The following is a 25,887-nucleotide window of genomic DNA, read 5'->3' as shown; positions in this document are numbered from 1 at the left end:
ATTACCTCGTGGGAATGCTTCCCGACACCTCCTCGGCCGCCCAGAGGACGTCGGGGCCAAGTTCCTGGTAGTGATCGGCGGCCAGGGCCAGGGCGCTGGAAGCGGATCCCGGAAAGGCCAGCACCTCGGTGCGGATCCCATGCCGCCTGCAGTAGACCAGCAGCGGCAGGAAGTCGCCGTCGCCGCTGGCCAGTGCGATGGCATCCACCCCGCCCGCGCGGGTGAGGATGTCCACGGCGATGCCCACGTCCCAGTTGCCGCTCCACGTGGCGCCCTCGCGCTTGATGGGACGCTGGAAGCGGACGCGGTAGGGCGGCTGGTAGTCGGCCAGGGTCGGCTGCGGCGGCTCCCAGACGCCCTCCACCGGGAGGCGGCCCACGTAGGCCACTGCCTCCGTCAGGGTACGGTCGCGCGTGGCCGCAGCCAGGATCCGGCTCAGGGAAACCTGGCTACGCTCGCCGAAGGCCGCCCGGGCGCTGTAGAGCAGGTTCTCGCCGTCCAGGAATACTGCCACACGCACGTCGCGGTCCTCCCGCCGACCAGGCAGCCGGTGGAGCCAGCGGCTCATCTCCTCGAGATCCGCCAGCAGCCGCCGGCGCTCCGCGTCGACTTCGTCCACCCGGGCGCGCCAGGTGGCCTCAGCCTGACGCGCGGCCTCCAATCCCTCCTGCAGGCGGGCCAGTTCTGCTGCCCCGGCCAGGCGGGTGGCTACGGCCTCCCGGGCCTCGTCGAGCTGACGGCGGAGCCTGGCCAGCTCACGCTGCAGCGCCTTCCGCTCCGAGGCGGCCGCCCGCAGCTCTGCCGTTGCCTGAACCAGCCTGCGGCTCAGGTCGGCGTTTGAGCGGGCGAGCCGGTCGCGTTCGCGCTCAGAGCGGCGCAACTCCTGGCGGGTCACCCGCAGGTCGGTCAGGGCCTCGGCGTGGGCGGACTCCGCGTCATCTACCTGAGCGTAGGCGGAGGAGACCTCCTGGTGCAGCGCCATGTGCTCGAGGGAGTGGATAAGGCCCCTGGCCAGCCCCCGGGGCACCTCGTGGGGGCTCTGCGCCAGGGCCCAGATCAGCCCGTCCAGGCGGCCTGGGTCCGAGGCGTGGATGACCTCCCGGACGAGGTTCTTCAGCGCCTCCTCGTCGGTGCCGGCACGGGCCACACCGGCACGCTCGTCCGGCAGCGATCGGTTCAGGACCTCGACAACGGCGCGGCGGACATCGGGCTCGTCCCACCGGTCCACCAGGGCGTCGGCGATCACATCGGGAGGCAGGGTGCTCAACCGGGTGCCGGGGAATGTCAGGCCGAGGCGGCCGGCAAGCTTCACCAGGGTCTGGCGTTTCACCCCGCCGGTGAGCAGCCAGGCGACCACGTGGGGGTCAGTGCCGGTCTCAGGGGCCATCTGCGGGCGGTGGGAGGGGCGGGGCAACGGAAGGGCTCACGGGGCGGATCGCTGCCACTCCCATCTTGCGCACCCGGATTCGCGGAGGCGTGCCTCTACTCCTTCTCGGAACGCCTCCGTGAGCCGCCCTGCGGTCCGGCCCTTCCGCCTGTCGGCCGGGGTCAGCGATGCGGCAGGGAGTCAAGAAACCGCTGCACGTGCTCCAGGTAGAGAGGGATGTCGGCAAGTGCCGCCCGGGCGGCCTGGTGGACCTTGCCCGGATCGATCTCGTTGTATTCGTGGGCCAGCCGGTTGCGCAGTCCGGCGGCCTGGGCGATGCGGCGGGCAAACTCGGGCGGCAGCACCTGCAGTTCGGCCAGCTTGAGGAAGGAATCAAAGAAGTCGCGCGGAGCGACGCCGCGTGTCTCCAGCGCAATGTGATAGTTGACGTCCAGCATCCTCCCGATCATCCGCTCCAGCAGCCGCTCGGCGGCCAGCTGACTCTCGAGGCGCGACAGGTACTCCTCCGGAGAGAGCTCGGCCAGCGGGCGCAGGCGGAGCAGGTCTTCGCCGATGAGCGTGATCTTCCTGACCACGACGTCCCGGTCAACCGGCATGGCGGAGCCGGTGGATGAGCGCCCTGGCCGCCTGCGCCTCCCGCTGGAGGTAGGGCTGGTATTCACTGAAGCGGCGGAAGGCGTAAACGCGGTAGCGACGGAAGTCGGTCTCCTCGCCGAAGAGCAGCACCGCCGTCTCGAAGATCTTCTTCAGGAACAGCGCGTCGGCATACGGGATGAGCGAGAGGTCGACTTCGACCTGTGGAAACACCCGCGAGAGATCCGCGGCCAGCTCGCCGAATGCGCGCATGGAGATCCTCTTCCCCGGCCTCGGCAGGACGGCGAGGTCGAGATCGCTGCCCGCGTGGGCTCGACCTGTCGCGCGGGACCCAAAGGCCACGATCAACCGCAGCCCATGCCGCTCGGCGACGCGTCTCAGCTCGCAAGCCTGCTCAGGGCTGATCTCCATCAGACCACCCCGGCTATGCTAGCACGCATGGGCCTCGCCAGGCCACTTCAAGCTCTCAAGAAGTGATTCTCAGGTCCGTCCGTGCGGCACCTGGGGCCGCCGTCGCCTGTGTGGGTATATTTTCGGTGGATGTAGCATTGAAGGGGTGCCGGATGCGGGTGCCGTCGTTGCGGCCGACACCTGAGGGCGCGGCCGCCCTGACCCTCAGCGGGTTCTTCTTCCTGCTGGCCACCAACCTGATGGCGGGTTGGCTCTTCTTTTTGACCGCGTTCCTGGTGGCGGTAGTGGTGGTGGGCGCGGCGACTGCCCTTGTGGGCACGCGGGCAATTCGGGTGGAGGAAGCGGTCGCCTCTCCTGCGGTGGAGGAGGGGACGGTCACGCTGCTGCTCCGGGTGCGCGCCGACCGGTCGGTCCGCTTCCTCCGCCTGGCGGCAGCGGCCGGCGGGCGGCGGGGCGAGGTCTTCTTCCCGGTGATGAGAACCGGAACCGGGGAGCACTCCTCCATCCGCCTGCCCGCCCCAACGCGCGGCGTCTATCCGTTGAAGCTCCGGGTCATCTCCCTGGGCCTGCTGGGCATGTTCCGCGCGGAGCGGGAGCTCCCCGGGCGGGCCGAGGTGGTGGTCCGCCCCCGCTATCAGGGGCTGAGTCACCTGCCGGTGGGCCTCTGCGCGGATGGAGGGCCGCAGGACCCGCAGCGCCGCCGCGGCGAGGAGCTCTTCGGCATCCGGGAGTACCAGTCAGGCGACCCGGCGCGCCACATTCACTGGCGCTCTTCGGCCCGGCACCGCCGGCTGCTGGTCAAGGAGTTTGCCGCCCCGCAGGCTCCCGAGGTGGCGATTGTCGTGGACACGGACCGCAGGCAGGCCGAGGCGGACCTGGACGCTGCGGCGCGGGCCGCCGCCTCCATCGCCTGGACCGCCCTGCGCCGCGACTGGCGTGTGACCCTGCTGTGGTGCGGACAGGACGGCCCGGCCGCCATCTGTGGCCCCTGGGAGCAGATCTGGGATGCCCTGGCCCGGCTGCGCGCTGACGGTCCGACGCTGGCTCAGGCTCTGGCCCGGATCAGCCCGCGGCTGTGCGGGAGTGCACCTGTCGCCGTAACCAGCCTCCCGACCGCCACAAGCACCCTACCGGCTGGTATAAACACCCCCTCCCCCGCCGGAAGCGCACGGCTGATCGCTGCGAGCGGCCCGTCGGGTCCCTCGCAGCTTCCCGCGCCGCCGATAGCTCCGGTGGTGCTGGTGGCTCCTGCGGGGTCTGCGGCCGGCTGGGAGTTCGATCGGGATGGAGGGGTCCGGTGCGCCCGCTGATTGTGCGCCTGCCAGGGGTGGGTCTGATAACGCGCCTGCGGCGCGGCGCATCCCCCCACGGCATCGGGGACGAAGGCTCACCGGCGCTGCGCGCCTGGACTGCGCTGGCGGTAGTGGTCAGCGTCTTTGCCATCACCGCGCACGAGGACTTCGGCCCCCTGCGCTACCAGATCGCCGCGCTGGTTGTCCTGGGGTTCCTGTTCTCATGGACCCGTCGCCGGCGCCGCAACACCTGGGTGAAGCTGGCCCTCACCGCAGGATGTCTGGCCGCGGCGGGGGCCTTCCTCCGGGCGCTCGCTCAGGACCCCTACCATACCAGCATCCCGCTCACCGTCTTCCTGCTCTGGCTGCAGACCCTGCACAGCTTCGACCTGCCACGCCGCCGCGACCTGCTCTTCAGTTTGCTCACCTCGGTGGTGCTGATGGCGGTGGCGGCGGCCTTCAGCGTGGATGTCACCTTCGGCCTGTTCCTGGTCCCCTACGCGCTGGCTGCCACGGTGGCCCTGGTCTACAACACAGTCGAAGCCGGTCTGGCTGCTGCCGGCGGGGTTGCAGCGGGCCCGGCATCCGGCCGGGGACAGGGGGACAGACCTCCGGCCTCGCCGCGCTTGCCGCTGGCGCGGGGGGAGGTCGTCCCCCTGGCCGTGGGACAGCTCGGTGCGCTGCTCGCCGTCGCCGGGGTGGTCTTCCTCCTGACCCCGCGGTTCCCCGGCCTGTTCATCACCGCGCTCCCGTTTACGCCCACCGTCCCCATCGGCGACCGCCTGCAGGGGAGCATCGTCAACCCCGCCTACCCGGCGGGGAACGACGAGGGCACTCAGGTTTTCAACCCCCGGGGCTACTTTGGGTTCGGGCCCAGCGTGGACCTGCGCCTCCGCGGCCGGCTGAACGAGCAGGTGGTGCTGCGCGTGCGCACCGCGGAGCGGCGAAACTGGCGGGGGCTGGTTTTCGACGTCTACACCGGGACCGGCTGGCGTATCCACGACCACCGCGTCCGCCAGCACTCCGCCGCCGTGCCCCCCATCAACCTCACCCACGGTCAGGACGACATCTACGCCTACCGAGGCCGCTCCCGCCGCCTGGTGCAGACGTTCTACATCCAGCAGGAGCAGCCTAACGTGGCCTTCGCCGTGCCGCAGGTGGAGCAGATCTACCTGCCAGGGGGCCGCGTCTATGTGGACCGCTACAGCAACGTGCGGCTGCCCTTCACCCTGGACCGCGGCATGATCTACACGGTGGTCTCCCGCCCTCTGGAGGCTACACCCGAGCAATTGCGGCAGGCCGGAGTCCGGTACCCGCCGCTCATTCTGGAGCGCTACCTGCAGCTTCCCCCGACCCTGCCGGCTCGGGTGGTCGCCCTGGCCCGTGCGGTCACCGCAGAGGCGGCCACCCCCTACGACGCCGTGGTGGCAGTGAACCGGTACCTGTGGAGGGAGTACCGCTACGACCTGACCATCGGCCCGCAGCGCCGTCCCGGTGATGCGGTAGACTACTTCCTCTTCGAGGAGCGCCGCGGGTACTGCGAGCAGTTTGCCAGCGCCATGGCGGTGCTGTTGCGCGCCGTGGGCATCCCCGCCCGACTGGTCACCGGCTACACGCCCGGGACCCTCCACCCCTTTACCGGCCTGCTGGAGGTACGCAACAGCGATGCCCATGCCTGGGTGGAGGTGTTCTTCCCCGACGTCGGGTGGGTGGAGTTCGAGCCCACGCCCAGCTTCCCCGACCCGGCGACACTGGGCGACCCTGCGGTACCGCGCTGGGGGTGGGAGGGGTTCGCCCGCTACCTCAGCGCCCGCCTGGCCGCGGTCACCCCGCCGGGGTGGGCGGCTACCGTGTTCCCGTCCGCGGGGCGGGCGCTCTCCCGGATGGCCGTGGCTGGTGTCGCCGCAGCGGTGGCGCTGCTAGCGGTGCGCGCCCGACGCGGGGCCGGCCCGGAGCCAGCGGATCCTGTCCTGAGGGCATACGGGCAGATGCTTGGCCTGCTGGCCCGACGCGGACTACGCCGGAGGGCGGCTGAGACCCCCCGGGAGTTTGCCGCACGCGTGGCTCCTATGGTCGGCGGACCGGAGGTCCAGGTGTTGACCACGGTGGTAGAGGCGGCGCTGTTTGGGCCCGATGGGCGCGTGACCGACGCGGCAGCGCTTGAGGAGATGGTGGCGCGGGTGCGGGCGGCTCTCCGGGTGGGTATAATCTGCCGGGATGTCGACCCTGACAGCCGCCCGCTTTTCCAAGGCCCGCAGCCACCCCGGATGAAGATCCGCTGACGTGCGGCACACCGCGCTGCTGGTCCTCCTGGTGATCGCCGCCTCCGCCCTGCGGGTCGGCCGGCTGGACGTCCCCTCGCGCATGGTCTTCGACGAGATCTACTACGCCAAGGCCGCCAGGCAGTACCTGCACGGGCAGGAGGTCACCGAGGAGATCACCCACCCGCCGCTGTCCAAGCTGATCATCGCCCTGGGCATCCGCTCTGCCGGCGACCGGCCCCTCGGCTGGCGCCTCGCCGGCGCCCTGGCCGGCGGGCTACTGGTTCTGCTCTGCGCCCTGCTTATCGCCGAGGTGCTGCGGGTGCCTTTCGCCACCCTGGCAGGGGCGCTGCTCCTGGCGGTGGACGGGCTGGCCTTTGTGGAGAGCCGCATCGCCAAACCGGACATCTTCCTGGCGCTGTTCCTGGTGACCAGCTACTGGGCCTTCTGGCGCTACCTGCGGCGTGGCCGGCCGGGATGGGCTTACCTCTCCGGGCTGGCGGCGGGGATGGCGGTGGCCACCAAGTGGACCGGCCTGGCCCCGCTGGCGGCCATCCCCATCTACCTGGTCATCCTGCTGGGGCAGGACCGCTGGACCGTTCCTAGGCGCCGCCACTGGCTGCACCTGGTCGTCGCCTACACGGTGGTCCCGGCCGCCGTGTACCTGGCGGCGTGGACGCCGTACCTGCTGGGCCATTCGCCCCGCGACCTGGTTCAGTTCCATGTCTTCATGTTTCGCTTCCACGCCGGCCTGACGGCCACGCACCCCTACCAGTCTCAGTGGTGGTCCTGGCCGCTGCTGTTGCGCCCCATCTGGTATGAGTTCGTCGAGGCGCCCCCCGGCGTCTACCGTGGCGTGGTCGCCATCGGCAACCCCGCCCTGTGGTGGTTCAGCCTGGGCGCCCTCGTCTTCGTGGCCTGGCACGCGGTGCGGACGCGGGACCCCGGCGCGGTGTTTATCGTCGTCGGCTTCCTGGGTAGCTACCTGCCCTACGCCTTCATCGGCCGGGCGCTCTTCCTCTACCACATGCTGCCCGCCCTGCCGTTCATGGTCATGGCCACCGCCGCCGTGCTGGCCCGCCTGCGGGTCACCCTGGGTCCAGCAGTGCCGCTCCTGTACCTGGGGGTGGCTGTGGCCTGGTTTGCTGCCTACTACCCGGTCCTGGCAGCGCTGCCCCTGGCCCCGGGGCGCTTCTACCGCCTGATGTGGCTGGGCACGTGGCTGTAAGCGAGCCCCCTGCCCCATGCGTCGGCCGTCCCACCATCAGCGCAGTGCTACCGACGTTCAATGAAGAGGCCAACCTGGAGCGCACGGTGCGCGCGCTGGTTCCCGTACTCAGCGGCGTCGCTGCGGACTACGAGATCCTGGTGGTCGACGACGGCTCAACCGACCGGACCGCGGAAGTGGCCCGCCGCCTGGGGGAGGAGGTGCCGTCCCTGCGGCTGCTGCGCCATGCGCGCAACCGGGGATACGGCGCGGCCCTGCGCACCGGGTTTGCGGCGGCGCGGCACCAGTGGATCCTCCTGCTGGACGCCGACGGGCAGTTCCTCCCTGAAGAGCTGCCGCGGCTGGTGGAGGCGGCGGCGGGCGCCGACCTGGTGCTGGGCTACCGGCGGTCGCGCGCCGACCCGGCGCCACGGCGCCTCTTCGCGGCGGTCTGGCGGGTGTTGGTGTGGGCGCTGCTGGGAGTGGTGGTGCGCGACACCAACTGTGGGTTCAAGTTGATGCGGCGGTCGCTGGTGCAGGCCCTGGACCTGCAGGCACACGGGGCAGTGATCAGCGCGGAGCTGCTGGCGCAGGCGCGCCGCCTTGGGGCGGTCATGGTGGAGGTGGCGGTGACGCACCTGCCGCGGCGGTGGGGACAGCAGACCGGGGGAAGCCTGCGCGTCCTGCTGCGCGCCTGCATTGAGCTGGTCCGCCTGTGGTGTCGCCTTCTGTGGCGGCGCCTTCGCCGCCTCCCCGGGGGCGGATAGCGCGCGTCGGCGGATACCTCCACAGGTTGCTCCCCCAATCGAACGACGAACAGCCATCCAGCCTGACAGAGGGGTGACCTGTCGCCTGACGGATTTTCCTGCCCTCCCCTGTGCAGCCGAGATAAGCATGGCAAAGACCTGCAACTCGGATCAGACGAAGCGTCCCCGGAGCACAGACAGGGCAGTTTTCCGCGCGGTGCCACGGAGAGGGTTTTGCTTTGTCACCGTGGAATTTCCCCGCACCCTGTATGGTGAGTGATGGCCTGGCGAGAGAGGGCAGGAGCGGATCAAGACGGCCGACCGCGCATATCGGCTTCTCCTTCGTCGAGCTCCTCGTGGCCTTATCGCTCCTGGCCCTGGTCTCCCTTTTCATCCTGCGCGCGTTCATCGCCGGGATGGCCCACGCGGGGCGGTCCAACGAGCGCGCTGCGGCCACCACCCTGGGTATGCAGGTGATGGAACAGATCCGGGCCAGCGCCAACCCCTACACGATGGTCGGGTTCACCGGCCTGCCCCGGACGTCGTTGCCCTTGCCCAGCCCCTACGACGGAGTGGTCAACCCCACACCGCACGTCTTCCAGGTGGCGGTGGATGTGGATCTGGACGACGCGCTTACCCTGACCACCGTTACGGTACGGGTCTACCGGCCCGGGGACTCCGAAAGCTCCCCCCTGGTGACCCTGACGACGATCCTCGATGACAGCTGACGGAGTCCACCCGCGGCGTCGCGATCGGATCCACCTGGCGGAGGGCTTCTCCCTGGTGGAGCTGGTGATGGCCCTGGCGCTGCTGGCGCTGGCCCTGGGAGGAATATACGCACTCGTCGTGGCGGGAGGGCGCTCGGCCAAAGTGACCAACGACTTCCTCCAGGCCCAGGCCCAGGTGCGGGCGGCCATCGACAGCGTTGTGGCCGAGGCGCGGTGGGCCCAGGCGGTGACTGCGGCGGGGCCGGACGCAGTTACGTTGTCCGTCCCCGGGGACACCCTGTTCTCTCCCGGCCCTTATGCGGTGACCTTCTCCTACGACTCTGCCGCGGGCACGCTCACCCGGCGGGTGGGTGCGGCACCGGCGGAGGTTCTGGCGTTCAACATCGTCCGTGAAGACGGCGGTGCGGGGGTGGTCTTCGAGTACTTTACGGCTGGAGGCGCTTCCCTGGGCTCAGCGCCCGCGGACCTCTCGGCCATAGCCCGCGTCCGGGTGACCGTGGTCACCACTGTGGGCGACGTCAGCCGGACCTTTGCCGCGGACGCCGCCCTGCGGGCGTACCCGCCTCCCACGCCCTAACCGACGTCCTCACCGGTACCATAAGCGGAGGGCAGCCGATGGCCAGACGCGGGGAGAACCAGGCAGGGCTGGCACTGGTGGGGGTGCTGGCGGTCGTGTTCGTGCTCACCGTGCTCAGCGCGCTGGTGCTGTACCTCAGCGGAAAGGAAGTCGGGCTGAGCGCGCTGCGGGCCAGAGGAGCGGAGGCGATGACCATCGCCGAGGGCGGCGCCTACGCCGCCCGGTCGGCCCTCATGGCGGTGATGAACACCGGTGCAGCCACCCCTACCGTGCGGGTTGACACCTCCCTGAACGGACCCGTACTGGAGACCCTGTGGGCAGGGGGCAGGCCGGGCGACCAGAACCCTCTGCGGATCCTGAGCTTCCTCATCGTTGATGGGCAGCGGCTGGACGTGCCCGCTACCAGCGACACCGACTGGGCGGTCTTCCCTCTGGACTGGGGGCTGGCCACCCCGCATCTGAAGCTGCGGATGCCTCCGCAGACCGGGTCAGGAGCGCCCCCGGCCGACCCGCAGCGCGTGGCCTCTCCCCCGGCGAATCCTCTGGGTGCCGGAAGCTACCGCGCTACCGTCCTGCTTCTGCCCGTGGCAGAGAACTCACGCCGACGCAGGGACGGCAAGTGGACCTGCTCCGGAGAGGTTGATCCTCCCGGGGAGCCGTGCTTCGTCCACCAGCTCAGTCCCGAGGCCGGTCAGGAGGAGTACGAGTTCTTCTTCGAGTACCGCGTCTTCAGCGATGGCCAGGCCGCCTCGCAGTTTCGGCGTCGCGTGACCCTTGCGGGTCGGTTCAGCATCACCGTGCGCAGGGAGAACTTTGCCAAGTACGCGCTCTTCACCCACGCCCACACCATGCCCGGCGGCGATGGCGGCCCCCTGGGGACGCCCATCTGGTTCACCAGCAGGACCACCTTCGACGGCCCCGTGCACACCAACGGGAGCGGAACAGACAACGAATTTCGCTTTGCATTCTTCCCGAAGTTCACCGATCAGGTTACCAGCGTCAGCCCATGCGCCCTGTACAACAACACCGGTAGCAACCTGAGGCTGTGTGCCCCTGGCCCCTACGAGAACGTGGATGCCCGGGGACGGCGCATCGACGCGCCGTTGAAACCCGACGGCACGCCTGCGGACGACCAGGACAATCCCCCGGCAAACTTTCAACGTGGAGTCGATCCGGTTGTGGTCGTGCCTCGCTTTACGTTCAACCAGAAGGCCATCGCCATCGGGCACGATCCGGGCGACATGGCTGGGCCGACTGGATGGGACCAGGAGGAGTGGAACGAACGCATCCGCCGGGTCATCCCCGAGCTCGACGATGGTGACGACGACGTTCCCCCGGGCATCTACATCCCGGTGCGGGATGACAACGGGAACCGTCGGTCCGATCCCAACGAGCCACTGGCTGGCGCGATCCTGGTGCAGGGGAACCTGGACAGCCTGACCCTGAACACCGTCACCGCCGGGTCGCCCGGCTGCACCGCGAGGGATGGGTGCGCCCTCTACCGGTTCGTGCAGGGCGGGAGGACGGTCACCGTGATCGTGGACCGCGCGGCGCAGACGACGACGGTGAACGACACCGCCTGGCCCTCCCCCCAGACCCGCACCTTCAGAGGCGTGCCCAAGGGCTACCAGGTCGATCCCAATCCCTCGAACGCCATGCTCGTCTACGTGGAGGGAGACCTCCGCGCTCTTGGCGGCACTCTCGAGGAGAAGGAGCAGGCCACCATAGTGACCGGCTGCTATCCTCGCCGGCGGCCGTGTCCCTACGGGAGAATCGACATCACGGGCCACCTGAGGTACGAGCGCCCTCCCGACCCGGCCGACCCCAACAGCAACCCGCTGAACGTGCTCGGGCTGTTTTCAGCTAACCATGACATCCGGATCCCTGTGGGATCCCCTGACGATCTGGTTATTCATGCCGTGCTTATGGCCGGGGAGCCAGGTGTCGACGACGGCCACAACAGCGCCGTGTTCGTCCAGAACTACAGCACCCGTCGGGTGCAGGGGCAGGTACACCTACTGGGTGGGATCATTGAAGAGTACTACGGGGCATTCGGCACCTTTGACGCCCGCACGGGGGCGCCGCGCAGTGGGTACGGGCGGGACTTCCGCTACGACCGCAGGATGGCCCGCGGCTTCTCCCCGCCGTACTTCCCCACGGCGAGCCTGTTTCGCGTGGATGCGAACAACCTCGCCGGGGTCAAGCCCACCTGGCGCGAGGGAGTCCCGTGAAGCGAGTCGGCGCCTGCGGGTTCAGCCTCCTGGAACTGGCCGTGGCGCTGGGGCTGGCCGCCGTGCTCCTGGCGCTGGCATTCACCGGGTGGCGGGGCTACACCGCGAAGCAACGCCTGCGCTACGGCACCGTCCAGGTGGCCACCGATCTGCGCCAGGCCCAGGAGCGGGCGAAGGCGGAGCGGGCGACGTACACCGTGACCTTCGCCGGAGGATCCTCCGCCTACCTCATCGCCCGCAGCGGCGGAGGGTTTGTGGAGAACGCCGCCCTCCCCTCCGGGGTGACGGTAACCGCCGCGCAGACCGTGACCTTCGACGCCTTCGGCCGCCCGGTGGATGCGATGGGCCAGCCGACCGCCTACACCGTCGTCGTGCAGAACAGCACCGGGAGTGGCTCCGTCTCGGTGAACCCCGCCGGAGGCATCTCCTACCAGGCGCCGTAAACCTGGCCGGGCGCCCGCGGACGCCACAGGATCCAGAGCAGCCAGGGGAGCCCAAGCAGGGCCAGGGCGCTCCACGCCCGCGTGGCCGGGTCGCTGAACAGCGTCCCTTCGATCCAGGCTGGCAGGGTGAAGGTCTGCAGGTAGGGCCGGCTGTAGGCGTACACCAGATTCACCAGGAGGAGCCCGCTCAGGGTGATGTAGGGTCCCCACATACGCCGGTCCACCGCCGGACCAAGGGCCAGGAAGGGCAGTGCAGGAAGCAGGTAGCGCTCGTGGACGCGCGTGGGCAACAGGAACGTGGCCACCAGCACGGTTGCCGCGGCCAGGACCACCCCGCGATCGGTGGGCCGGCGCCATGTCCCGGCCAGGACCACGGCCACACCCGCAGTGCTGAACAGGCTCCCCCACAGGGCCAGAGGCAGCCCGGCCAGCCGCTCGGCGTCACTGCGCCAGAAGCCCTGCACCGCGCCCCAGAGGTTGAAGGCCACCACGCTGCCGTAGGGGTAGACGCCGAGCGCGTTGCGCACCAGCGCGGCCAGCCTCCCCGGCCCCACCCTGAAGGGCGCGCCCAGCACCGCGGTGGTCATCGCGGCGATGAGCGCGGCGCCCAGGACGAGGTCCGGACGCGGGCGGAACCCCACCGTCCGGCCGGGCGGCAGCAGCGTCCGGCGGAGCAGGGCCGTCCCCAGCACCGCGAGCAACGGCCCCGTCTGCGGCTTGACCAGGAAGGCGGCGGCCCCCGCGCTCCAGGCCAGGGGGTCGCCGCGAAGGAAGAGGGCGAGGGCGGCCAGGGCCAGCAGGGCGCCTGCGCTGTCCGACTGTCCCCAGTAGGATCCCGTGAAGACAAGTGCGGGGTGGAAGAGGTAGAGGACCGCCAGCAGGAGAGCGGTGCGGGACGAGGTGAACCGCCCGGCCACCCGCCGCAGCAGCGCGGCGCCCAGAAGGTCGGCCGCCGCCGCCGGCAGCTTGAGCAGGAATAGCAGCGCCTGGTCATTGAAGCGCAGGTGCGCGTGCAGCGCGCCGATCAGCCAGAGGACGTAAAGGTAGCCCGGCAGGTAGTCGGCGAAATCCGTCCCGTAGAACCCCCGCGGGCCGCGCTGGGCAAGGGCCGCGGCCCAGCCCTTGAAGGTGGCGATGTCGCTGGGAAAGCCGCCGTAGGGCATGACCACTGTGCGCACCAGCGCCGCCAGCACCACCAGCGCCCACCACAGGCGCACCTCCGGCGCAGCGGGGGCACCCGCCACCAGCGGCTCGTCGCCGTCGATCTGTCGCCACGTCCCTGGCAACTGCTTCATCGCTTTGCCCCCGCCGGCCCTCACCATCCCAGGACCCGTACCCAGTAGACCCCAAGCCCGTTCATCGCCACCGACAGCGCCAGCAGGGCGTAATCCACCGGCCGGGGACGGTCGCCCAGGGCCACGGCCAGCATCACCAGGAGGAAGACCCACCAGTCGAGGCTGTAACGGTAGCCGAACTGCACCCACCCCACGGAGAAGTACAGGAGCATGGGCAGGGCCATGCAGCCCACGAGGGTGGCCCACCTGGCCCATCCCGCACGGCTGTGGGGGAAGAGCAGGCGGACAACGAAGGGGCTGGTGAGGAGCAGGGACATCCCCCACGGGGAGGGCCGCAGGTAGGGCGGGGTGGGCATGAGCTCGGGCGGGCGAAGGAGCATGGCGTAGAGGTGCTGGGGGACGTAGCGCAGGTTGAAGAACCCCCACCGCGCCACGGCCTGTGCATTGGGCGCGGCCATGGACAGCATACCGTAACCGGTCTGCAGGGGGTCGCCGAAGCGCAGCAGGTTGTAGGTCAGGTAGACCAGCGCCCCCGCGGCGTTTGCCGCCAGGAAGGCAACTACCGCCGCCGGCCGTCGGTGCCTCAGCCAGAGCAGCAGCCCAAGCGCCGGTGCAGCCAGCAGGACGGTGACGCGGGTGAGCCAGCCTCCCACCGCCACGGCGCTCAGGACAAATGGACGTGCGCCGCCGGCCAGTTCCCAGACCAGGAGTGCCGTGGCCAGCACCACGACCTCCTGGGCGAAGAACCAGGTGGTGCCGATGGCGGCTGCCGGCCACAGGACACTGCCAAAGGCCAAAGCGGCGCCGCAGAAGAGGCGGACAGCCGGTGGGATGCCCATCCGCCGCAGAGCGGCAACGAAGACGGCGACAGCCAGGGCCGCCACCGTCTGCCCCACCCGGCCCTGGTCTGTCGCCTCTCCCCACAGGGCCACCGCAGGAAGGAGCAGGAGGGCCGGAACCGGCGGGAACGGCGCGTACGTCCGCCCGCCCAGGTGGATGACGTCGTGGTAGTAGGCCGGAACGCCCGGAAGGTCCACGCGCCCCTGCAGAAAGCCCCTGGCCATGTACACGAAGTGCCGGTAGGCCTGGTTGGTGCGCGGCGTGGCGGCCAGGTAGACCGCAAGCACCACGACCAGGACGGCGGCAGGCTCCAGCCACCGGCGCCCGGCAGCGTGCGGGTGCGGTCCGTCGTCTGCGGCTGCGCTCACCGGGCGAGGGTGAGGGAGCGGGTGGGCGGGGGAAACGTCACGGGGCGCAAGGGCAGGCACCGCAGCGGCATGGGAGGGCAGATCCTCGCCGGCAGAGATTCGACGGAAAGGTGCTGAAGTCCCCCAGAGCGAGACCCCCGAAAGATCCGGTCCGGTTGCCGTTATGAGGTACGGGAGATGCTCCCGGGTGAGGGCCTGTGGGACAGGGGTGTGGGACAGGGGTGTGGGACAGGGCTGTGCGACAAGGGGGATTGGGCTCGACGGGGGCCGTGCGGCGCAGGGCCGGCTTCAGCATGGCGGCCGTGCGGGGGAGGGCAGGTTTCACCATCGTGGAGGTCCTGGTGGCCCTGACGCTGCTGGCGACAGTGGTCCTGCTGGCGACCCGCGCCCTGGTCACCGTGCTCACCGTCACCGGGTGGGGTGGGCGGGTGACGGTGGCCTCGGCCCTGGCGGCGCGGCAGATGGAGGCGATCCGCTCGCGGGTGGAGGCACGGCCCGACCGGACAAGCTGGCGGAAGGCCTTCTGTGATGTAGCGACGCAGCCGCCGACGGCGCTTGCCCCGCCCCACGGAGCCTACAGCTATCGGGTGACGCTGAACGAGCAGGCGGTAGCCGCATCAGGGGGACAGGAGGACCTGCTGCTTCCCTGCTGGTCGGTGGAGTGGCCGCGGGCGGGGTGCGGGACGCAGCCGGGGTATGCGCCCGACTGCGCTACAGACGCCGCTGTCGCCCAGGACAACCGGGTGCGCTGGGTCACCGTGGAGGTGTTCTTCCGGGACGAGGACCGGCCGGCGGCACGCGTGACCTCGGCGTTGATCAGAGGGGCGTGGCACCGGGAGTAGCGGGAGAGTCTTGCGGGGAGCCGGAGATGCAGCCCAGGAGCGGCCATCGGATGCGTGGAGGGCAGAGGGGAGCAGCGTTAGCCAGCGCCATGGTGGTCGTCTTCCTCCTCACGGTGGTGGTGACGGCGCTGGTACTGGCGACTATGGGGGAGACAGTACACGCCCTTGACCAGCGGCGCGGCAGCCAGGCTCTATACCTGGCGGAGGCGGGCGCATACCGCGCCCTGGCCGAGCTGCGCCGCCGCCTCTCCGCCGACCTCGATGCCGCCGTCCGCTCTGCCGATCGGGCGCTCCTTCGCGGCTCCTGCGTGGCCAACCGGGGCTGGGAGGTCATCGCCGCCTACGGCGGGCCCGGATGGGTAGACGAAGACGCCGCCGCCCCGGGGACCCGGCGGGCCTACCTGGACGTGGGCACCTCCAGCGCGCCAGTCCACGTACGGGCTGCGGATGGCGAGGCCCTGGGGTCCTTCTACGCCAGGATCTACGTGCGGCCCGCAGATAACGGTCTTCCTCCCGCCGCCAACACCTGCACCTCCGGCAGCGAGGAGGCCTACCGGATGTGGTTCGACTACTTCATCGTGGCCACGGGCGGGGCGGGCAACGCGGCCCGTACCGTCTGCCTGAAGAACCCCGGGAACCTGGCCGGGTGCGGCGCCTGGTTGGGCACCCGCTCTCCAGGGTCCGCGGCCTTCGACACGCCGCCACCGAACCACGGGTTCCAGCTGCTGATCGTCGCCGCTTCTTCCGACGACGGAGCACCCGGAGGATACGCCGCCCCGCGCTTCCCCCGGCTCTCCCCCGACGTGCTCTACGACCGCCCGCTCTGGGAGGAGCTGGCCCACTGGTAGGAGGTGTGTGCGCTGCGGGGTGTGAAGTGCCGGAAGGACCGAGGGGCCAAGGCAGAGGGCCTCCCGCAGGGAGGGCGACCACCTGGAGGATACGCAGCTTGAGAGGGAAGGTCTGGTTTGCCAGAGGAGGAACAGAACGCTTCTCGCTGGTGGAGAGTGCCGTGGCCGTGGGGATTGTGGGCCTGGCCCTGGCCCTGGCGCTCTCCGGGCGCGGGCTGGTCTACAACCGTCGGCTGGCCGGGGCGGCCCGAGCCCTGGGGACGGACATCCGCTGGGTGGAGCAGCGGGCACGGACGGAGCGGCGCTGCTGGCGGGTGGTGTTCGACCCGGGTGAGGAGAGCTACGCGATTCAATACCTGGAAGGGGGAAGGTGGACGCCCTCTGGCGGGTGCCGGGGGAGCTGGTCGGGGTACACCTCCGCGCCCCGCCGCCTTCCCACCGGCGTGGACCTCCAGAGCACCACCTTCGGCGGAGGCATCCTCACTGTCTCCCCGTTCGGCCATCCCAATGCCGGCACCGTCCTGCTGCGCAGCCCCGCAGGCGAGCAGCGCCGGGTCACGGTCAACGTGGGCGGCCGGGTGACCATCGCCCCACAGTAGGAAGCGTCTAGCGCAACCGGGCACGGGGTAGGATGCTCAGTGCGGCCCCTCCCCGCAGGGAGTGCCCAATGTGGCTCCTCCCGGCGGGAAGGGGTGTGGGCAGCGGCCCGGGCCGCAGGGCTTTTGCCCTGGCTGTCGAATTATTCAGGGTCACAACAGACCGGAAAGGCGGTCGCCATATGGGCTTCTTCAAACCCTCTCCGACCCTGGTAGGACTGGACATCGGCAGCGACCGGCTGAAGGTCGTGGAGTTGACCCGCACCGGGCGGACCTTCCACCTGGCCCGCATGGCCAGCGCTCCCTCGCCCGCCGCCGCGTTCCGTGACGGAGTTCCCGTCGCCCCCGACCAGGTTGGCGCCCAGATCCGGGCGCTGGTGGACAAGGCGGGCATCCGCGCCGATCGCGTGGTCGTCGGCGCCGGGGGGCAGAACGTCACCGTGCGCGAAGTCCGCGTTCCCCCCATGACTTCTCAGGAATTAACCGCCGCGGTGCGTTACGAGGCGGAGCGCTACCTGCCTTACAATGTGCAGGACGTGCACATGGACTACCAGGTCATGGGGGAGAGCAGCGAGGACGGCCGCAAGATGCTGGACGTGATCGTCGTGGCCACCCGCCGCGACGTGGTGCAGCGCCTGGTGGAGACGGTGGAGGCGGCGCGCCTCACCCCGGTGATCATGGACGTAGAGTCCTTCGCCCTTTTTCGCTCCCTGGCCGCGAACGGGGCGGAGACGCGCACGGTGGTCTACATCGACCTAGGGGCGGAGGCCTCCGACATCGTCATCAGCGAGGGCAAGCGCCTGCGGCTGACCCGTAACATCCCCGTGGGAGGGAACACCCTGATCCACGCCCTGCAGGAGACCCTGAGCGTGGATGCGGCCACGGCCAAGACCATGCTGGAGGAGCGCGCCGAGATCCTGGACGAGAACGTCATCCCCGACGACCTCACCGTGCAGCGCATCCACGATACTATCGCCCCGCAGATCGGGGACCTGGTTACGGAGATCCGCCGCTCTCTGGACTACTACCAGACGCGCGCCCGCGCCGCCGTGGTCTCGCAGATCGTCCTCACCGGAGGCCTGGCCCGGCTGCGCAACCTCAGTCGTGTGCTGGCCGCGGAGCTGGGCATCCCCGTAGAGATCGGCAATCCCTTCGCTGGCCTCCAGGTGAACAGCGCGGTCTTTCCCCCGGACGTGCTGGCGGCCATGGGCCCCATCATGTCGGTGGCGGTGGGACTGGCGTTACGAGGGGGGGAGGAAGCGTGATTCGGATCAACCTGCTGCCCCGGGCGCCGCGCCGGCGCATCAGCGGGCGGCCGCTGCTGGAGATCGGGGTCCCCCTGGTGGTACTGGTCGCCGTGCTCGTCTACTACCTGGGCCTGCAGGCCTCAGTTGCCGCCCTCGACCGCAGGGTCAAGGAGACCGAGGCGGAGATCGCCCGCCTCCAGCCCCAGGTGCAGGCGGTGGAGGAGCTGAAGAAGCGGATCGAGGAGGCGCGACGGAAGGAGGACCTCCTGGCCCGGCTGCTGGCCACCCAGCTCCCAGCTTCGGCCATCCTCACCAATATCCGGGTGCTCATCCCCCGCGACGTCTGGCTGACCACCCTCACCGTGCCCGACACCCGTACCTTCTCCCTGGAGGGGTACGGCATGAGCTACGTGGCCGTCGCCCGGCTGATGGACAACCTGGAGAGCGCCGGGATCTTTGAAGGGCTGGACCTGACCACGGCGGAGCGCGACCGCGTCGGCACCACCCCTGTGGTCAAGTTCTCAGTGAACGGCCGTCTGGTCCGCCCCAGCCAAGTGCCGGAGGGTCGCCCATGAGATTCAGCGGGAGAGAACGTCTCCTCCTCAGCGTCCTGGTCACCATCGCCATCATCGCCGTCTTCTACTTCCTGGCCTATACGCCCCTGATGGCGCGACGTGCCCAGTTGAGCGCGACCCTGCAACAGCGGCAGGCGCGCCTGGCCGAGATGCAGCAGGTGGCCGCGCAGCGGCAGGCGCTGGAACAGGAGTACGCGGCGCGCCAGCAGCGCATTGCGGCCATCGAGGCCAAGCTGCCGCCGGCGCGGGAGATCCCCACGCTGCTGCGGCAGATGCAGGCGGTGGCCACAGAGAGCGAGGTGACCCTGACGCTGCTGCGCCCGGGCCCTCTGGAGGCGCCGCAGGCGGGGCAGCAGGCGGGCGCAGCCCCTCCCGCCGGGCAGGCTGCCGGTCAGCAGGCTGCCGGTCAGCAGCCGGCGCCGCCGTACCGCCAGTTCCGCCTGGAGCTGGGGTTCGAGGGGTCCTTCGACCGGGTGCTGGCCTTCCTCCGCCGGCTGGAGAACTTCCCGCGGTTCATCGCCATGACGCAGTTCACCCTGGCCGTGCAGGAGCTGCCTACGCTGCGGCTGGCCGTGACCTCCAACACCTTCGTGCTGCCGGAGGAGCGGTAGTTATGGCCTGGCGGGGCAGAGCTTCCCCCGGGGACTGAGGCGGCCGGCGCATGTGAGTGCCGACCTGGCTGCGCTGCTGGCGGAAGAGCAGGATCACCTGGCGGAGGGGTGGGCGCGGTCCCTGGGTCGGCAGGCTCCGGCATTCGCCCACCGTTCCGTTCACGACCTGAAGGCGGCCGGCCGCGCCGCCATCGACGGTCTGGTCCGCTACCTGCAGACGGGAGACCCGACGGCGCTGCGCACCGCGGCGGGCAGCGAGGGCGTGCTACTGCTTGTGCGCGAGGCGGACCTGCCCGAGATCCTGCGCGGTCTGATGGCCCTGCGGGAACAGGCGGCTCACCTGCTGGGTCCGCGCCTGAAAGCCGCGTCGGGGGATCCTTACGCCCGCTTGGTCGCCGCGTTCGACCTCATGCTGGTAGAAGTGGCGCGGGAGGCGTGGGCGCGGCGTGAGCCCTCGGGGGAGCCAGCGGCGGAGCTGGAGCGACACCTGTCCAAAGAGGTCCGCCGCGCGCTGCGCTTTCGCCGCCCGCTGGCCCTGCTGCTGGTGCACCTGGACGGGTACGAGGAGCGCTGGCGCCTCCACGGAGCGGCGGTGGCGGAGGCGGCCCTTGGTATGGTCCACGAGATCGTCACCCGGCACACGCGGGAGGTTGACCTGCGCCTGCCGCTGGAGGGGGGCACGCTGGCCGTCCTCCTCCTGGAGACCGACCTGGCGAGGGCCAGCCGGGTAGCCGAGCGGATCCGCGCCGCCGCAGAAACCCAGGAGGGGGTGACGCGCTCGTCCCTGGTGGAGCACCTCACCGTCTCCGTGGGGCTGGCCGCCTTCCCCCTGCACGGCGACCGCCCCCCGGCCCTGCTGGCGGCGGCGCAGGACTCGCTGCTGCGGGCCCGCCGCCTCGGCGGCAACACCGTGGTCAGCGCCGACGATCTGCGCTCCGGCGAGCCTGTGGCCTGAGGCTGCAGGGTCCGCTCCTGAGGCCGCGGCGGCCGGGCCGTTTGCCCATGTCTACCCCGGCGCGGGCGGGGGAATACCACCAGTGGGTTGGAACCCATCCGTCTGAACGCCGCACTCAACTGGGTCATCGACACCGCCGCCGAGCTCGTGCCCGGGGGAGACCTGGAGGGGACGCTGGAGCGCTACCTCGACCGTCTTCTCGGGTGGCTGGGCGCCGACCAGGGGTCGATCATGCTCCTCCAGGAGGACGCCCTCTCCATCGTCGCCTCGCGCGGCCTGGACCGGGAGGTGCGGCCCGGCATGCGGGTGGGCCTGCACGAGGGGCCGGCCGGCGAGGTGGTCGTGCAGGGACGGCCACGGCTGATCATCGGGAAGATCGCCTCCCGGCGCAAGAACTTCCGGCCGCGCTCGGCCATGGTCATCCCTATCCGCGCCCGGGAGCGGATCGTCGGCGTGCTCAACGTGGGCAAGCTCTCCGGATCGGAGGACTTCACGCCGGACGACCTGCTGATCATCTCCGTGGTGGCCGCGCAACTGGCCTGGATCCTCTCCAACTTCGAGCTGATGTCCCGCATGTGGACCCTGGCCATCACCGACGAGCTGACGGGGCTGTACAACCGGCGCTACTTCTTCCTCCGTCTGCGCGAGGAGATCCAGCGCGCGGAGCGCTACGACAAGCCCATGTGCGTGGTTCTGCTGGACCTGGACGGGTTCAAGGAGCTCAACCGCAGCCACGGCCACCTGGTGGGCGACGAGATCCTGCAGCAGGTCTGCGGTGTGGTGCGCAGGAACCTGCGGGCCGTGGACATCCCCGCGCGCTACGGCGGGGACGAGATCGTGGTGATCCTCCCGGAGACTTCCGTGGGTGCGGGCCTGGCCATCATCACCCGCCTCCAGGCGGCCGTCAACAGTGAGGTCTTCGTGGGGCGTAACGGCGTGCCGGTGAAGCTTTCCCTGTGCGCCGGGATCGCCCAGTTTCCCGGGGACGCCGACGAGCCGGAGGCGTTGATCCGGAAAGCCGACATCGCCCTGCTGGAGGCCAAGGCGGGAGGAGGAGGCCGGATCCTGCTGGCCGACTGACGCTAGCTGCGGGCGGTGGCCTGCTCGCGGATGATCCGGGCGGCCTCGCGGTACGACAGCCAGATGCCGCTCTGCTGGAAGACCAGGTAGCGCAGGTACCCGGACAGCGACATGAACTCAGTCTCGGGAGAGAATGGCTTCAGGTTCTCCACATACGGGAGGGAGACAAACGCGACCTGCGCCTGGGTGTGGGGAGTGTAGACGAGGATGACGGCCACACTTCCACGGTCGAAGCCAAAGGCCAGCCCCAGGTGGTCGTACGCCACTCCGGGGATGCCTTCGACGACGATGTGGGTGTACTGCGGGCCGTATACGCGCCGCACCTCCGCCTCCGAGGAGCCCAGCCCGATCCCCTCAGGGGTGCGGAAGAGGCTGTTGGCAGCGGAGACGGCGTGGATGACGTCCCCGTCCCCGTACACGGTGATGCCGAAGCGGGCGAAGACGTACAGGGTGCCGTCCCGCACCACGCGTACCTCGGAGGGCGGGCCCAGGCGGGCGACCACCCCGCGCACGGACCGGCCGAGGATGATGCCGGCCAGGCTCTGCCCGGGGACGATCAGCACGGGCGAGGGAGCGGTAGGGGGCTGCTGGGCGACGAGGGGGAAGGAGAGGCCGAGCAGAACTCCGAATGCCAGTCCCATTGCGGGGAGTCGCAAGGAAGGTGCCTCCTCGTCCGCTGCTCCGATGACGCCGCGGGCCACTCCCGCTGCGCGCAAGTGCAACGAAAATCGATCTTGTATTCGTCAGGAAGGCGGATTTTCCTGCAGTGACCTGGGGTCTGGCCATGGCTGAGGCCGTGGCGGCGACGCTCCTGGGGGCTGTGGCCGGTAGCTTTGCCAACGTGGCCATTCACCGGCTGCCCCGACGGGAGTCACTGGTGGCACCGCGCTCACGCTGTCCCCACTGCGGCCACCCGATCCGGGCGCGGGACAACATCCCCCTGATCAGCTTTCTCTGGCTCCGCGGGCGCTGCAGGGACTGTGGCCAGCCGATCTCCTGGCGCTACCCTCTTGTGGAGGCGCTCACCGCCCTGCTCTTCCTGGCCGCCTGGCACTGGTTCGGTCCCTCACTGGGGGCGCTGCGCGCCTGGGTATTCGCGCTGATCATGGTGATTGTGCTCTTCGTCGACCTGGACCACCGCATCATCCCTAACGCGGTGACCTATCCTGGCCTGGCACTGGGCCTGCTCCTGGCACTGCCCGCCGGCCCCGGGGTCTTCCTGACGAGCCTGGGAGCCGCGCTGGGCGCGGGGCTGCTCTTCCTCCTGATCGCAGTCAGTAGCCGCGGGGGCATGGGCGGGGGAGACGTCAAGCTGGCTGCCGTCATGGGCGCCTTCCTGAGCTGGCCTGTGGTGGCGGCGGCCCTGTTCATCAGCTTTACCCTGGGCGGCTTGGTCGGCCTGGTCCTTTTGGCCACCGGCCGCCGCCGGCGCAAGGATCCCGTCCCCTTTGGTCCCTTCCTTGCCCTTGGAGGGCTGGCTGCCTTGTTTTGGGGCCAGACGATAGTTCAGTGGTATCTCAATTGGCCGCTACATGGCCTCTAGGGGCTTGCGAGGTGCATTCAAAGGCAGGATTCGCCATCCGGATGTCGAATACAGGTTGTCTATCGAAGGCATGACGGACGGGATCCGGGCATCTCTCACACTTTGATCAGGAGCTAGCGCCGAATGGACCGTCTTGTGACCCTGGTACGTCGCTATCCCGTCGCCTCGCTTGCGGTTCTCGTGGCCGTTGTGGCAGGGGTCCTCCTCTTCCGCCCCTCCCGCCCGTCCGCGCCCCGTGGAGTGGTGCAGCCCCGGCCGGCCCTCTCACCGGCGCCGGCGGTATCCCCGGTTCCTGCACCCCGGATGCCAGCCGCGGAGGTCTCTCCGGCCCCGGCCGCGACGCCCGCCCCTCCGCCCCCGCAGGCCGCCGGCCGCCCCGACCCCTTTGTCCCCCTGGTGACGGCTCAGGTGGCCCGGGCACCCGCCGCTCCCCGCCCCGTGAGCCTGCCACCCCCGGCGCCGCTGCCTCCGCCCCTGTTCCCCGGCCCGCCCACGCCTGTAGCTCCCGCTCCCGCGGCCCCGGCACCAGCCCCGGCTCCGGAGGTCACCCCGCCTCCGCCTCCGCCGCGGATGGCCGAGGCGGCCGAGCTGATCGGCGTCCTGGGGGATAGCGGGCGGGTGGCAATCATCAGGATCGCCGGCCAGGTCTACATCGTCGCGCAGGGTGAAATGATCCAGAACACCATCCGCGTTGAGCTGGTGGACGCCAGGGAAGGTCTGGTCGTCCTGGTGGAAGACGGCCAGCGCTTCGAAGTGCGATTCGGGTAGTGCAGAGGAGGAGCAGACAGCCCATGTGGCGGACCGTTCTTTGCAGCAGACGCTTTCGCATCCCGCTCACCCTGATCCTGGCCCTGGCGACGGTCACAGGCCTTCCCCTGTGGCCTGCCGCTGTCGCTGCCCCGGCGGTGCGCGTCACGGCCATCGGGGTGAAGGTCTTCCCTGGCGTAGTCCAGGTGGCCATCAGCGGCTCCGGTCCGCTACGCTTCCGCGCCTCGACCATGGCCGATCCGTTCCGCGTGCTCATCGACCTGCCCGGGGCACGCCTGGCCGAGACCGTGCCGGCGGTGCTGCCTGTGGCGCAGCCCCCCGTGCTGCGGGTGCGTGCCGGGCAGTTCCAGCAGGGGGTGGTGCGCGTGGTCATCGACCTGTCGGCGCCCACCGCCTACGAGGTGAGCTCGTTGGCCCCCTCGGTGCTGGCGGCACGCCTGATGGTACCGCTGCCGGCGGCGAAGCCAAAGCCCCCTGCGGTAGCCGCCGCCGTACCGCCCGCCGCCCCACCACCCATCGCCGCGCCAGCCACCACCCTGCCCGCGCCTGCTCTTTCCCCTGTGCCCGCCACCAGGGTGGGGAATGTGGCGGCCCAGGCTCCGTCTGGCGCCCCGGGGAGGATCACCGTCGACCTGCGCAATGCGGAGATCGCCGACGTCCTCAGCGCCCTGGCCAAGCTGTGCGGCTTCAACATCGTCACGGACGGGTCTGTCAAGGGCGCGATCACGGTTCGTCTGGTGGACGTGACCTGTGACGAGGCGCTGCGCTTTATCCTGGACGCCAACAACTTGGCTTTCCGCCGAGTGGGTAACAACCTGCTGGTGATGGCGGCGGAGAAGCTGGCCCCGCCCCCGGAGGTGCCGGAACCCGTCATCTACCCGCTGGGCTTCGCCGATGCGGAGAAGGTGCGGGCGGCCATCGCCGCCTCCGTGCCCGGGGTGCGCGTGGCCATCGACCAGCGCACCAACACCCTCATCGTCTTCGGCACCACGGCGCAGCACGAGCAGGTGCGGAAGATCCTGGCGGCACTGGACATTCAGATCCCGCAGGTGATGGTGGAGGTACGGGTGGTTGACATCAGCACCGACGTCCTGCGGGACCTGGGACTGGAGTGGGGTCTCACCGGGTACCAGGTCAACTTCACCGGCGTCACGGCCACCGGAGGCATCCCGGCCACGTTGACCATCAGCACCGCCGCACCGGTGGACCTGGGCGTCACCCTCACCGCCCTGGTCCGCGACCGAAAGGCCAGGGTGCTCTCCGCTCCCAGGGTGGCGGTGATCGATGGCAACAAGGCCACGGTCAACCTGGGCGAGGAGATACCGGTGCCGCAGCGCGACGCCCAGGGCAACATCACCTTCACCTTTAAACCGGTGGGGGTCAACCTGGAGATCACGCCCCGGGTGAACCGGGACGGCATCATCACCACCGTGGTGGCCCCCGAGGTGAGCTCCGTCCTGACGCTGCTCTCCACGCCCGCGGGGCCGGTGCCGCAGATCGCCTCGCGCAAGGCCAGCACCACCGTGCAGGTCAAGAGCGGGGAGTCCATCATCATCGCCGGGATGATCAGTGCCCAGGAGCGCGAGACCATCATCAAGGTGCCATTGCTGGGCGATATCCCCGTGATCGGGTCGCTCTTCCGGCGGACGACCACCGAGCGCACAGAGAGCGAGGTGATCTTTGTGATCACCCCCACGCTCCTGCCGGTGACGAAGTGAGGTCACGATGATGCGGCTCCTTGGGCGCTGGGGCGTGCGCACCCTGCTGCCGGCGGTGCTGCTGCCGGCGGTGACGGCGGCGGTGGTGCTGCCCGCGGCGGCGCAACCGGCGCTGCCGCCGTTCGACCAGAGCCGGATTTACGCGCGGGAGGCGGACTTCCAGCGGGCGATCCAGCCCTACCAGGCTGCGGTGGCGGCGGAGGCCCGAAACGCCCGGGCCCACTTCTGGCTGGGGTTCGCCTACCTCTACGTCTACCGGCAATTCCGCGCCGGGCTTGCGCCTTACGCGGCCGGCTACCTGCCGCGGGCGCTGGGCTCCCTGCGTCAAGCGGTGCAGCTGGACGAGAAGCTGCTCCCCGCCGTCCTGGCACTCCACGATGCGCTGGTGCTGGCGGGGCAGCACGGGGAGGCGGAGGCACTGGTCCGCCGCCTCTTGCCGCAGCAGCGGCCGCCCGGAGCGCTCTATACGCTTCCACCCGGATAGTCCCGCACGGACCGACGGCCACGGGCCGGGCGCGCTGCGCCCGGCCCGCAGCGTTCCTGTGCGCCATAGGCCCCAGTCCCTTCCGGCTGCGGCGGATAGCAGGTGAGCCGGCGGGTCGATCCGGCGCGGTTCCGGCTCTAGTGTCCTGAGTTAGAGATTCGTTGACAAAATCTTCCCACCGTCGTCAAGATCTGGTCTGCCGTTTTCGTCCACACGAAGGGCTTGGGGTGTGCGTTGGAG

General features: G+C 70.1%; 26 protein-coding genes. 20 read left to right on the top strand and 6 right to left on the bottom strand.

Annotation, left to right across the window (positions count from 1 at the left end; translation table 11 throughout):
* Position 1: 1 nt before the first annotated feature.
* From QN152_04945 to QN152_04935, 3 genes are all read right to left on the bottom strand, one after another.
* Positions 2 to 1,414, bottom strand: a complete 1,413-nt coding sequence (locus tag QN152_04945) for an NYN domain-containing protein (protein ID MDR7538864.1) — start codon at positions 1,412 to 1,414, stop codon at positions 2 to 4.
* Positions 1,415 to 1,548: 134 nt separating this feature from the next.
* A complete protein-coding gene (locus QN152_04940) occupies positions 1,549 to 1,983 on the bottom strand; it encodes a DUF86 domain-containing protein (GenBank protein ID MDR7538863.1) in 435 nt (144 codons plus the stop codon).
* Positions 1,973 to 2,392, bottom strand: a complete 420-nt coding sequence (locus QN152_04935) for a nucleotidyltransferase domain-containing protein (GenBank protein ID MDR7538862.1) — start codon at positions 2,390 to 2,392, stop codon at positions 1,973 to 1,975. The genes QN152_04940 and QN152_04935 overlap by 11 nt, the downstream gene beginning before the upstream one ends.
* A 152-nt stretch (positions 2,393 to 2,544) precedes the next feature.
* On the opposite strand from QN152_04935, the gene QN152_04930 reads away from it, so the two are divergent.
* The 8 genes from QN152_04930 to QN152_04895 all read left to right on the top strand — a co-directional run bounded on the left by QN152_04930 (position 2,545) and on the right by QN152_04895 (position 11,877).
* Positions 2,545 to 3,702, top strand: a complete 1,158-nt coding sequence (locus tag QN152_04930; protein ID MDR7538861.1) for a DUF58 domain-containing protein — start codon at positions 2,545 to 2,547, stop codon at positions 3,700 to 3,702.
* Positions 3,690 to 5,966 (top strand): DUF3488 and transglutaminase-like domain-containing protein, encoded by a 2,277-nt coding sequence (locus QN152_04925; protein ID MDR7538860.1) that lies wholly within the window; start codon positions 3,690 to 3,692, stop codon positions 5,964 to 5,966. The genes QN152_04930 and QN152_04925 overlap by 13 nt, the downstream gene beginning before the upstream one ends.
* Before the next feature lies 1 nt (position 5,967).
* Positions 5,968 to 7,173, top strand: a complete 1,206-nt coding sequence (locus QN152_04920) for a phospholipid carrier-dependent glycosyltransferase (GenBank protein ID MDR7538859.1) — start codon at positions 5,968 to 5,970, stop codon at positions 7,171 to 7,173.
* The gene (locus QN152_04915; GenBank protein ID MDR7538858.1) at positions 7,164 to 7,919 is read left to right on the top strand and encodes a glycosyltransferase family 2 protein; all 756 of its coding nucleotides are present in this window, start codon (positions 7,164 to 7,166) and stop codon (positions 7,917 to 7,919) included. The genes QN152_04920 and QN152_04915 overlap by 10 nt, the downstream gene beginning before the upstream one ends.
* A 335-nt stretch (positions 7,920 to 8,254) precedes the next feature.
* Complete coding sequence (locus QN152_04910; protein MDR7538857.1) at positions 8,255 to 8,626, top strand: hypothetical protein; 372 nt, start codon at positions 8,255 to 8,257, stop codon at positions 8,624 to 8,626.
* The gene (locus QN152_04905; GenBank protein ID MDR7538856.1) at positions 8,616 to 9,203 is read left to right on the top strand and encodes a prepilin-type N-terminal cleavage/methylation domain-containing protein; all 588 of its coding nucleotides are present in this window, start codon (positions 8,616 to 8,618) and stop codon (positions 9,201 to 9,203) included. The genes QN152_04910 and QN152_04905 overlap by 11 nt, the downstream gene beginning before the upstream one ends.
* 38 nt (positions 9,204 to 9,241) lie before the next feature.
* Entirely contained in the window at positions 9,242 to 11,434 is a 2,193-nt protein-coding gene (locus QN152_04900) for a DUF4900 domain-containing protein (protein ID MDR7538855.1), read from the top strand.
* Positions 11,431 to 11,877 carry a prepilin-type N-terminal cleavage/methylation domain-containing protein gene (locus QN152_04895; GenBank protein ID MDR7538854.1) on the top strand — a complete coding sequence of 149 codons (447 nt, stop codon included), beginning with the start codon at positions 11,431 to 11,433 and terminating at the stop codon, positions 11,875 to 11,877. Before QN152_04900 ends, QN152_04895 begins: the two co-directional genes overlap by 4 nt.
* Here the strand turns inward: QN152_04895 and QN152_04890 are convergent.
* Positions 11,862 to 13,172 carry a hypothetical protein gene (locus QN152_04890; GenBank protein ID MDR7538853.1) on the bottom strand — a complete coding sequence of 437 codons (1,311 nt, stop codon included), beginning with the start codon at positions 13,170 to 13,172 and terminating at the stop codon, positions 11,862 to 11,864. The two genes, QN152_04895 and QN152_04890, sit on opposite strands and share 16 nt — an antisense overlap.
* 20 nt (positions 13,173 to 13,192) lie before the next feature.
* A complete protein-coding gene (locus QN152_04885) occupies positions 13,193 to 14,380 on the bottom strand; it encodes a hypothetical protein (protein MDR7538852.1) in 1,188 nt (395 codons plus the stop codon).
* Positions 14,381 to 14,673: 293 nt separating this feature from the next.
* Here QN152_04885 and QN152_04880 point away from each other — a divergent pair, with 293 nt between their 5' ends.
* The 8 genes from QN152_04880 to QN152_04845 all read left to right on the top strand — a co-directional run bounded on the left by QN152_04880 (position 14,674) and on the right by QN152_04845 (position 21,134).
* Complete coding sequence (locus tag QN152_04880) at positions 14,674 to 15,222, top strand: prepilin-type N-terminal cleavage/methylation domain-containing protein (GenBank protein MDR7538851.1); 549 nt, start codon at positions 14,674 to 14,676, stop codon at positions 15,220 to 15,222.
* Between the two features lie 50 nt (positions 15,223 to 15,272).
* Positions 15,273 to 16,070 carry a hypothetical protein gene (locus QN152_04875; protein MDR7538850.1) on the top strand — a complete coding sequence of 266 codons (798 nt, stop codon included), beginning with the start codon at positions 15,273 to 15,275 and terminating at the stop codon, positions 16,068 to 16,070.
* A gap of 98 nt (positions 16,071 to 16,168) precedes the next feature.
* Positions 16,169 to 16,669, top strand: a complete 501-nt coding sequence (locus QN152_04870; protein ID MDR7538849.1) for a type II secretion system protein — start codon at positions 16,169 to 16,171, stop codon at positions 16,667 to 16,669.
* A gap of 179 nt (positions 16,670 to 16,848) precedes the next feature.
* Complete coding sequence (gene pilM, locus QN152_04865) at positions 16,849 to 17,931, top strand: type IV pilus assembly protein PilM (GenBank protein MDR7538848.1); 1,083 nt, start codon at positions 16,849 to 16,851, stop codon at positions 17,929 to 17,931.
* Positions 17,928 to 18,488 (top strand): PilN domain-containing protein, encoded by a 561-nt coding sequence (locus QN152_04860; protein ID MDR7538847.1) that lies wholly within the window; start codon positions 17,928 to 17,930, stop codon positions 18,486 to 18,488. Before pilM ends, QN152_04860 begins: the two co-directional genes overlap by 4 nt.
* Positions 18,485 to 19,099: a type 4a pilus biogenesis protein PilO gene (gene pilO, locus QN152_04855; protein MDR7538846.1), complete on the top strand. Its 615-nt coding sequence runs from the start codon at positions 18,485 to 18,487 to the stop codon at positions 19,097 to 19,099. The genes QN152_04860 and pilO overlap by 4 nt, the downstream gene beginning before the upstream one ends.
* A gap of 52 nt (positions 19,100 to 19,151) precedes the next feature.
* Complete coding sequence (locus QN152_04850) at positions 19,152 to 20,054, top strand: diguanylate cyclase (GenBank protein ID MDR7538845.1); 903 nt, start codon at positions 19,152 to 19,154, stop codon at positions 20,052 to 20,054.
* 87 nt (positions 20,055 to 20,141) lie between these two features.
* Positions 20,142 to 21,134, top strand: coding sequence for a sensor domain-containing diguanylate cyclase (locus QN152_04845; GenBank protein ID MDR7538844.1), 993 nt, complete (start codon positions 20,142 to 20,144; stop codon positions 21,132 to 21,134).
* A gap of 2 nt (positions 21,135 to 21,136) precedes the next feature.
* On the opposite strand, the gene QN152_04840 is transcribed toward QN152_04845, so the two are convergent.
* Entirely contained in the window at positions 21,137 to 21,790 is a 654-nt protein-coding gene (locus tag QN152_04840) for a hypothetical protein (GenBank protein MDR7538843.1), read from the bottom strand.
* 110 nt (positions 21,791 to 21,900) lie between these two features.
* On the opposite strand from QN152_04840, the gene QN152_04835 reads away from it, so the two are divergent.
* The 4 genes from QN152_04835 to QN152_04820 all read left to right on the top strand — a co-directional run bounded on the left by QN152_04835 (position 21,901) and on the right by QN152_04820 (position 25,647).
* Positions 21,901 to 22,677: a prepilin peptidase gene (locus QN152_04835; GenBank protein ID MDR7538842.1), complete on the top strand. Its 777-nt coding sequence runs from the start codon at positions 21,901 to 21,903 to the stop codon at positions 22,675 to 22,677.
* 123 nt (positions 22,678 to 22,800) lie between these two features.
* On the top strand, positions 22,801 to 23,445 hold the full coding sequence (locus tag QN152_04830) for a hypothetical protein (protein MDR7538841.1): 645 nt from the start codon (positions 22,801 to 22,803) through the stop codon (positions 23,443 to 23,445).
* A 23-nt stretch (positions 23,446 to 23,468) separates the two neighbouring features.
* Complete coding sequence (locus QN152_04825; GenBank protein ID MDR7538840.1) at positions 23,469 to 25,163, top strand: AMIN domain-containing protein; 1,695 nt, start codon at positions 23,469 to 23,471, stop codon at positions 25,161 to 25,163.
* Between the two features lie 7 nt (positions 25,164 to 25,170).
* The gene (locus tag QN152_04820; protein ID MDR7538839.1) at positions 25,171 to 25,647 is read left to right on the top strand and encodes a hypothetical protein; all 477 of its coding nucleotides are present in this window, start codon (positions 25,171 to 25,173) and stop codon (positions 25,645 to 25,647) included.
* The last annotated feature ends 240 nt before the right edge of the window (positions 25,648 to 25,887 follow it).

The organism is Armatimonadota bacterium (genome assembly GCA_031459715.1).
In the GTDB taxonomy this organism is placed as follows: Bacteria; Sysuimicrobiota; Sysuimicrobiia; order Sysuimicrobiales; family Humicultoraceae; genus Humicultor; species Humicultor tengchongensis.
The sequence above is the reverse complement of the archived record's forward strand: the minus strand, read 5'-3'. Positions and strand labels throughout refer to the sequence as shown.